We start from the raw sequence: 8,176 nt of genomic DNA on the forward strand, positions 1-8,176 counted from the left end.
AGCAGTTCCGCCGCGTAATAGGCATAGCCGGTGCGCCCGAGGTCCTCCCGCAGGGGGAGGAAGGGCTGGATGCATTCGGCCTGGGTGATGATGTCCCAGGTCCTGCCCTTGGCCACCAGCAGGCGCGCGTAGGTAAACAGCTCCACATGGCCGGCTTTGCGGCTGGTGATCTTGCGCACCCCCTTGGCCAGGAGCGTCAGCTTGCCGTGCTCGCGGGTGAAGCAGGTCACCAGGCGATCCGCTTCCCCGAAATCTCGCCGTTTGATAATGACCGCCTCGGCGCGATACAGGCGCTGGCGCCGCTCGCTCTCCATCGGCTTATCCTGCCTGCCGGCTCATCCGCCGCGCACCGTGTTGTAGCGATAGGGACGCCCCCAGTTTTTCGCCATCTTGGCCCGATAAAGGGCCTCCGCATCCTGGTCCAGCGCCGAAAGGAGATGAAAGATGCGGATCAGCGCGTCGATAAGCTCCTCGCCGACCTTCTCCATGGGCTCGCCCTTTTTATAGGCATCCGTCGCCTCGGAGACCTCGGTATGGATGAGGGCCAGCATTTCCCAGATGCGCTCCGGCCCACTGCCGAAGCCTTTGGCGTCGGCCAGCTCCCGCACTTCCCGCATATAATCGTTGAGCGTGCTCATGGACGGCGTCCCTCTTTCCTCGACTATTGCGATAACGCGCATTATACCATTGGCCGGCGCGCCGGGGCAAAAATGCAACCGCCTCCCGCGGCCCCACGGCCGGGGAGGCGGAGGATTGCGAACCAGGTACCTGCCGCCGGCGCTCAGCGGGTTATTCGAGCAGGCCGCGCCGCCGGCCGTTGCCCTCGGGAACTCGGTACGGCGCAGGGATGTACTCCACCGAGGGCCGGCGCTGGGCCGTCTGCCGATACAACTGCATGATCTCATATACCTCCGTGGGCATCTCCGTGCTGACCGGCAGGCCCAGCTCCCGCGCCTCCCGCACCGTGATGGGATAATCATGCGTCCAGGTGCCGGTGGCCAGCTTCTCCGCCAGGGCTTCTGCCTGCTCACGCGACATCCGCTCCTGCACGATGCAGACCACCGTCTCCTTCACCTGGCGGATGGCCTTCTCGGCGATGTCCGCCATGATGAGCGTCTGATCGTCCACCTCGTTCACGTCCTTGCGCGCCACTGCCCGCAGGATGGACGCGGCCGGGTACTGCCCGAGCTGAGGGTCCACCGGCCCGAGGACGGCGTTGGGATCCATGACGATCTGGTCGGCGGCCAAGGAGATCAACGTACCGCCTGACATGGCATAATGGGGGACAAAGACCGTCACGGGTGCCTTATGGGCGCACAGCGCATAGGCGATCTGCTCTGCCGCCAGCACCAGCCCGCCGGGGGTGTGCAGGATGAGATCAATCGGCACTTCGGGGTCGGTGAGCTTGATGGCGCGCAGTACGGCCTCGGAGTCATCAATGTCAATGTAGCGCGCCACGGGGAAACCCAGGAAAGCCAGGGTCTCCTGCCGATGAATGAGGGTAATGACGCGGCTCTTGCGCTTGCGCTCCAGGTCATGAATTCTGCGGAGCCGGGCCGCTTCCAGCAGGCGCTGGTGGATGACCGGCTGGAGCGAAGCCAGGATGAGGAAGATCCAGAAGATGTCGAGCATACGTGTTACCTCCTTGTGATATGGATTTGAAATTATGGGTGACCGCCGGCCTCACCGCGCCGGCTGAGCGACCACATACGCCACGCTTGTGCGCCATACCAGCGGCTGTCCGATCAGCCGGCCCAACTGCTGACGCAGTAGCTCAATTTCCGCCTCTGTCAGCCGGCCGCTGGCCAGCAGACGCTGGACATAGCTGGGCCGGCCGGCACCGGCCGCCGGCGTGAACCACTGCGCGAGCTGGCGCGGCCCCAGCACGCGCTCATTGGATTCCTCCACCACCTCCACCTGGACCTCCAGGCCGGCCTCGGCAAAGGCCCTTTCCAGGTCCGGGGCATCCCAATTCACCATGACATCGCCGGCATCCGCATAGATGGTTTCCTCCGCCTCTTTCCAGCGCTCGGCCAGGTCGCCCGGCAGGGCCGCCGGCTCCACCAGGGCATAGAGGCGCTGGGCGCGGCGCGGCACCACTTCCGCCAGCACAATGCGCCCATCCGGCCGCAGGATCTCCGCCAGCAGACGCGCCAGCGCCGGCTTATCTGGCTCCTCGGTGAAGACACTGCGCCCGATGATGCGGTCGAAGCGCAGGGCCGGCTCGCCGGCCTGTCGGATCAGGCGGGGCAGGTCCCACACCTTGCCCTGCCAGACCACCGGCCGCTCCAGCTCCGGCAGGCGGCCGGCCTGTTCCAGCAGGGCCTGAGCATCCTCCGGCTTCTCCACCAGGCACCACACGCCCCCTTCCGGCGTCTGCCGCACCGCCTCCCAGGTCAGGAGGCCGGTGCCGGCGTTCAGGTCCAGCACGACATGATGGCGCAAGAGGCCGGCCCGCGCAAAGATGCGCCGGCGGCGCTCCTCCAACAGTTCGCTGGTGCGGCTGAGAGCGCGCTGGATCCAGCGCTCCCGGGCGCGGTCCTGGGGGGAAAAGGTGAGGTGCTCCACCGCCGGGCTGACTTCCCCTTCCACCATGGCAGCCAGTTGGGCTTCCCGCCGGCGCAGGATGGTCTCGCGGATCTGGCGCTCATAGCCCAGCTCTCCCGGTTGATAGAACACCTTGCCCTGCAGTGAGTCCGGCAGGTACTGCTGGGCCACCCAATGGTCGCGGTAGGCGTGGGGATAGAGATAGCCGGCGCCGTGTCCCAACCCCTCCTGGTCTCTGCTGGCATCCCGCAGATGCACGGGCACTTCCCCCTCGCGCTCCTGCTCCACCGTGGCCAGCGCGTCGAAAAAGGCAAAGACCGAGTTGGATTTGGGGGCGGTGGCCAGGTAGAGCGCCGCCTCCGCCAGGTGGAAGCGCCCCTCTGGCAGTCCGACGCGGTCGAAGGCCTCGGCACAGGCGTTCACTACCGCCACGGCGTTGGGATCCGCCAGGCCGACATCCTCGCTGGCGAAGATGAGCATTCGGCGGAAGATGAAGCGGGGGTCCTCGCCGGCGTAGACCATCTTCGCCAGCCAGTACATAGCCGCATCAGGGTCCGATCCGCGCAGGGACTTGATGAAGGCGCTGATAGTATCAAAATGATAGTCCCCCTCTTTGTCGTACAGCACCGCGCGCCGCTGGATGCTCTCCTCCGCCACCGCCATGTCCACCACAATGACCCCATCCTCGTTCGGCGGGGTGGTCTCCACCGCCAGTTCCAGGGCATTGAGCAAACTGCGGGCATCGCCGTTGGAGACATTGACCAGGTGCGCCAGCGCATCCTCATGCATCTCCACCTTCAGCTTGCCGTAGCCGCGCTCGGGATCGCTGAGAGCGCGCCGGGCGATGGTGTACAGGTCTTCCTCCGTGAGCGGTTTCAACTGGAAGATGCGGCTCCGGCTGACCAGCGGGGCATTGACCGAGAACCAGGGGTTTTCGGTAGTGGCGCCGATGAGGATGATGGTGCCGTTCTCGACCCAGGGGAGCAGGGCGTCCTGCTGGGCCTTATTGAAGCGGTGGACCTCGTCCACAAACAGGATAGTGCGCTGGTGATAGAGCCGCCGGCGCTCCTGTGCCACCTCGATGGCGGCCCGGATGTCGTTGACGCCGGCGAGCACCGCGTTGATGGTGATGAAATGCGACTTGGTAGTGTTGGCGATGACCATCGCCAGGGTGGTCTTGCCGGTGCCGGGCGGGCCGTAAAAGATGACCGAGGAGAGCTGGTCCGCCTGGATGGCGCGGCGCAGGAGCCGGCCCGGCCCCACGATATGTTCTTGGCCGACGAACTCGTCCAGGGTGCGCGGCCGCATGCGCGCCGCCAGCGGCGCCTCCCGCGCCATATGCTCCTGGAAGGCCTGCTCGAACAGGTCCATACTGCGCGACTTGCGCGCCGCGGATTCCTTACCCATCATCCCACCAGCCGACAGTCTACCATCATGTTACTTCTGTGTATCACATTATACACGCCGGCGGTGCGAAGGACAATCATCATAACGTGGCCGCGCGCTGGGAGAACGTGTTTCTCCCGGGCCGGCGATTCGCGATTTGACACCGGGCGGAAACATGATACACTGGTCTTATACTGGTCTGTTATCAGGAGGGATGGGATGACGAAAGTCGGTGTGTATGAGGCAAAGACACGACTGGCGCAGTTGATCGCTCGGGTGGAGAAGGGCGAGCGCATTATCATTACGCGCCACGGGACGCCTGTGGCCGTCCTGCAGCCTGCAGGAGAGATACCCTCCCTGCCCCCCGAACAGGTCATCAATGCCTTGAAAGCCTTCCGACGCGGCCGGCGCCTGGGTGGGCTCTCAGTGCGGGAGATGGTAGAGGAAGGACGGCTATAAGTGGCGGAGCAATTTGTGATTGACGCATCCGTGGTGATGGCCTGGTGCTTTGAGGATGAAGCCAACCCGTACGCTGATGAGGTGCTGGAAAGCTTCACCCGAGCCACGGCCTTGGCTCCCATCATCTGGCCGCTGGAAGTGAGCAACGTGCTGGTGGTGGCCGAGCGGCAGGGACGGATCACCGCCGCTGATACAGTGCGTTTCCTGAACCTCCTGCGCCAACTGCCAATCATTGTGGTAGAGGAGGCGGCCACCCGCATCTTCGGGGAAATTCTCTCCCTGGCCCGCCAACAACAAGGGCTTTCGGCGTATGACGCGGCGTATATGGACCTGGCGATGCGATCCGGACTGCCGCTGGCCACCCAAGATGCGGTTCTGCGGGAAGCGGCGGTGCGATGTGGTGTGAGAATATATCGGGAAAGCGGTGCGTAAAAACAGGTGACAGTCACCTGCGAGGTGACTGTCACCTGAATGGTCACCGGAATGCTATCACCTGATGCTCACAAGCGATCGATCGCTTCCAGCACTTCCTGCGGCATCGGCACCTCTTTCATCGGGTACACCTTCACCCAGCGCACAATGCCTTCTTTGTCAATCAGCACCACTGCCCGCTCGCTGAAGCCCTCGCGCCGCAGAAGGCCGTACTTCTCCGCCATGTTCCCCTTGGGGTGGAAATCCGCCAGGATGCGCAGATTCCCCAGCCCGAGCGCCTTGGCCCAGGCGGCCTTGCTGGGCACGCTGTCCACGCTGACGCCGAAAACCACGGTATCGCGTTTGGCGAATTCCTCCTCCGTGAAATGCAGGTGCAGCATCTGTGCGGCACAGACCGAGGTCCATGCCAGGGGATGGAATGACAGCACCACGTTCTTCTTGCCCAGATAATCGGAGAGCTTGACCAGCTCGCCGTTCTGGTCCTTCAGCCCAAACTCCGGGGCCTTTCGTCCTACTTCAATAGCCATCGCCGGCCTCCTTTCTTCACACGTTCTGCGGCGTATCTCTCTATCATTTATTACCCGACCCGTGCCCCAGATAACGTAACCTGCATTACGAACCATACTATAAAAACAGGTGACTGTCACCTAAGATGTTCCTCTAAAGCTTCGCCAGGGCGGCGCGCATGCGCTCCAGCGCCTCGGTCAATACGGCACGCGGACAGCCGAAGTTCAGCCGCACGAAACCCTCGCCGCCGGCCCCAAAGGATGGCCCAGGGTTCAGCGCCACCCGCGCCCGCTCCAGGAAGAAGGTGTACGGGTCCGCCGGCAGGCCGGCCTCCCGGCAGTCCAACCACGCCAGGAAGGTGCCCTCCGGGGGACAGATGCGGATGCCGGGCAAATATGCATCGGCATAGGCGCAGAGATAATCCCGATTGGCCTCCAGGTAGAGGAGCAGTGCTGACAGCCACTCGTCGCCGTGGGCATAGGCGGCCTGCGCCGCCGCGAACCCCATCACGTTGACGCTCGGCACCAGGTTACAGCGGCCGGCCAGAAAACGCTTCCGCAGTTCCGGGTCCGGGACGATGGCCACGGAGCATTCCAGGCCGGCGATGTTATAGGTCTTGCTGGGCGCCATCAAGGTGATGGTCCTGGCCTCGACCTCGGGCGATAATGTGGCGATGGGGATATGCGGGTGCCCGCGGTACACCAGGTCGCAGTGAATCTCATCCGAGCAGATAATGACATTATGCCGCAGGCATATCTCGGCCAGACGCTCCAGCTCTGGCCGGCGAAACACCCTCCCCACCGGATTATGGGGATTGCAAAGGATGAACATCCGCACGGGATGTCGGGAGATTTGCGCCTCGATGGCATCGAAATCCATGGTGTAATAGCCGCCGGCATCCGGCACCAGGGAATTGGCCACACCCATCAGCCCATTCTGCGCCGGCGCCCAATGAATGGGGGGATAGACCGGCACCTGATACATCACCGCCTCACCTGGTGAGACCACCCCCCGGCAGGCCATGTGGATGCCGCGCACCACGCCGGGCACGAAGACCAGCGCCTCCGGGGCAACGGACCAACCGTACAGGCGTTTCAGCCGGGCGGTGATGATCTCCCGCAGGCCGGCCGGCTCCCGGCCGTAGCCAAATATGCCGTGCTCCACCCTGGCGCGCAGTGCCTCGATGACCGCCGGCGGCGCCCGAAAGTCCATATCCGCCACCCAGAGGGGCAGTACATCCTCAGGATACTCGTCCCATTTCTCGCAGTCGGTCCCCCGACGTGGGATAATCACATCGAAGTTGAAGGACATGGATGTGCTCCTCATGACAAGAATGAAGCAGTGTGTCTGCCGGCAGGAAGCACCGGAATTACGCCGAGGGGCCCTAATCCAGTGCAGAGCGAAGCCTGACAGGGGTTCGATCAGGCACTGTCCGTAGGATATGGCGGGTGCTCGCGCCACTCCTGCAGGAGTCCCTGGAGGAGCTCCAGGGTAAAAGGCTTGCGCAGGACCGGCCGGCCGGCTCCCTGCAGAAACTCTTGGGTATCGGGGGAGACCGTGTCGCCGGTCATGAAGACGATGCGCTGCGCGTATTCCGGCCGTTCCTCCTGCAGACGCGCCATCAGCTCCTGCCCTTTCATGCCCGGCATGCGGATGTCGCAGAGGATAAGGTCGAACTGCTCCTCTGAGAGCCGGCGCAGTGCCTCCTGGCCATCCCCGGCGATGGTGACCTGATAGCCCCAGAGAGGGAGCACCCGCCCGAGCATAGAGGTGATGGTGTCCTCATCATCCACCACCAGGATGCGGCAAGGGGCTGACGGGGGTATTGTCTCCTTGGTGACAAGAGGCTTAGGGGACGCCGTTGTTTCCTCTGCTGGCCGCACCGGCAGTTCCACGATGAAGGTAGCACCATGGCCGTACTCGCTTTCCGCCCAGATGCGCCCGCCGTGCTCTTCCACGATGCCGTAGCAGACCGAAAGCCCCAGGCCGGTGCCCTTGCCCACCTCTTTGGTGGTGAAGAAGGGATCGAAGATGCGCTTCAGGTTTTGCGGCAGGATACCCGGCCCATCATCAATGACTTCCGCCCGGAGCCATTCTCCGTCGGGCAAGAGGGTTGTGCGCACCGTCAGCCGGCCGCCCTGATGCGCTTCCCGCATGGCCTGCTCCGCGTTCAACACCAGGTTGAAGAAGACCTGCTGAAGCTGATAGGGGTCAGCGCGGATCACCGGCAGGTCCTCCTCCAGCTCCAGCTCCACCTGAATATTGGCCACGCTCAGCTCGTGCTCCCGCATTTCCACCACCTGGCGAATAACAGCGTTCAAATCCGTGGCGGTCCACTCTGGCTCGCGGTCGCGGGCGAAGACCAGCAGGTTCTGCACGATGCGGGACATGCGCCGGGCCTGGGAGACAATGCGCTCCACATCGCGGCGCGCCTCCTCTTGCAATGGCTCCGAGAGCAGGAGCTGGCCGAAGCCGAGGATCGAGGTGAGGGGGTTATTCAGCTCATGGGCCACGCCGGCCACAATCTGACCCAGCGCCGAGAGGCGCTCGGTCTGCTCCATCTGCCGCTTGATCAGGCGCTCGCGGGTCACATCGCGCACCACGAACAGGGCGCCGCTGGGCCGGCCGGCGGCATCCAATATCGGTGTGCCGGTGCCGCTCAGCCACAGGCGCCGGCCGTCCGGATGCGTATACGGCTCCTCATCCAGCGACACACAGGCACCGGCCCGCACCTGCCCCCACAGGCGCTCTACCAAGGCCCTCAATTCGGCCGATGGAATGGCCTCGAAGTCCATGCTCCGGCCCACTGCCTGCTCCGCTGGATACCCGAAGATGCGCTCGGCCG

At 64.0% G+C, this 8,176-nt stretch carries 9 protein-coding genes; 2 read left to right on the forward strand and 7 right to left on the reverse strand.

The features are described 5' to 3' along the window. The 4 genes from recO to H5T60_08715 all read right to left on the reverse strand — a co-directional run. Positions 1–314: DNA repair protein RecO (gene recO, locus H5T60_08700; GenBank protein MBC7242510.1), on the reverse strand; the 314-nt coding region annotated here is incomplete at its 3' end. A 21-nt stretch (positions 315–335) separates the two neighbouring features. Continuing rightward, the gene (locus H5T60_08705; GenBank protein ID MBC7242511.1) at positions 336–638 is read right to left on the reverse strand and encodes a hypothetical protein; all 303 of its coding nucleotides are present in this window, start codon (positions 636–638) and stop codon (positions 336–338) included. 151 nt (positions 639–789) lie between these two features. Next, positions 790–1,632, reverse strand: a complete 843-nt coding sequence (locus H5T60_08710; GenBank protein MBC7242512.1) for an ATP-dependent Clp protease proteolytic subunit — start codon at positions 1,630–1,632, stop codon at positions 790–792. Between the two features lie 51 nt (positions 1,633–1,683). Beyond that, positions 1,684–3,918, reverse strand: a complete 2,235-nt coding sequence (locus tag H5T60_08715) for an AAA family ATPase (GenBank protein ID MBC7242513.1) — start codon at positions 3,916–3,918, stop codon at positions 1,684–1,686. Between the two features lie 234 nt (positions 3,919–4,152). Here H5T60_08715 and H5T60_08720 point away from each other — a divergent pair, with 234 nt between their 5' ends. Together H5T60_08720 and H5T60_08725 are read left to right on the forward strand one after the other, a co-directional pair. Next, entirely contained in the window at positions 4,153–4,392 is a 240-nt protein-coding gene (locus H5T60_08720; GenBank protein ID MBC7242514.1) for a type II toxin-antitoxin system prevent-host-death family antitoxin, read from the forward strand. Continuing rightward, the gene (locus H5T60_08725; protein ID MBC7242515.1) at positions 4,393–4,824 is read left to right on the forward strand and encodes a type II toxin-antitoxin system VapC family toxin; all 432 of its coding nucleotides are present in this window, start codon (positions 4,393–4,395) and stop codon (positions 4,822–4,824) included. A 68-nt stretch (positions 4,825–4,892) separates the two neighbouring features. Here H5T60_08725 and H5T60_08730 read toward each other — a convergent pair whose 3' ends face one another. From H5T60_08730 to H5T60_08740, 3 genes are all read right to left on the reverse strand, one after another. After that, positions 4,893–5,351: a redoxin domain-containing protein gene (locus tag H5T60_08730; GenBank protein ID MBC7242516.1), complete on the reverse strand. Its 459-nt coding sequence runs from the start codon at positions 5,349–5,351 to the stop codon at positions 4,893–4,895. Positions 5,352–5,484: 133 nt separating this feature from the next. Further along, positions 5,485–6,642 carry a putative C-S lyase gene (locus H5T60_08735; GenBank protein ID MBC7242517.1) on the reverse strand — a complete coding sequence of 386 codons (1,158 nt, stop codon included), beginning with the start codon at positions 6,640–6,642 and terminating at the stop codon, positions 5,485–5,487. A 110-nt stretch (positions 6,643–6,752) separates the two neighbouring features. Then, the coding region (locus tag H5T60_08740) for a response regulator (GenBank protein ID MBC7242518.1) at positions 6,753–8,176 on the reverse strand (1,424 nt) is incomplete at its 5' end.

It is taken from the genome of Anaerolineae bacterium (genome assembly GCA_014360855.1).
In the GTDB taxonomy this organism is placed as follows: Bacteria; Chloroflexota; Anaerolineae; order JACIWP01; family JACIWP01; genus JACIWP01.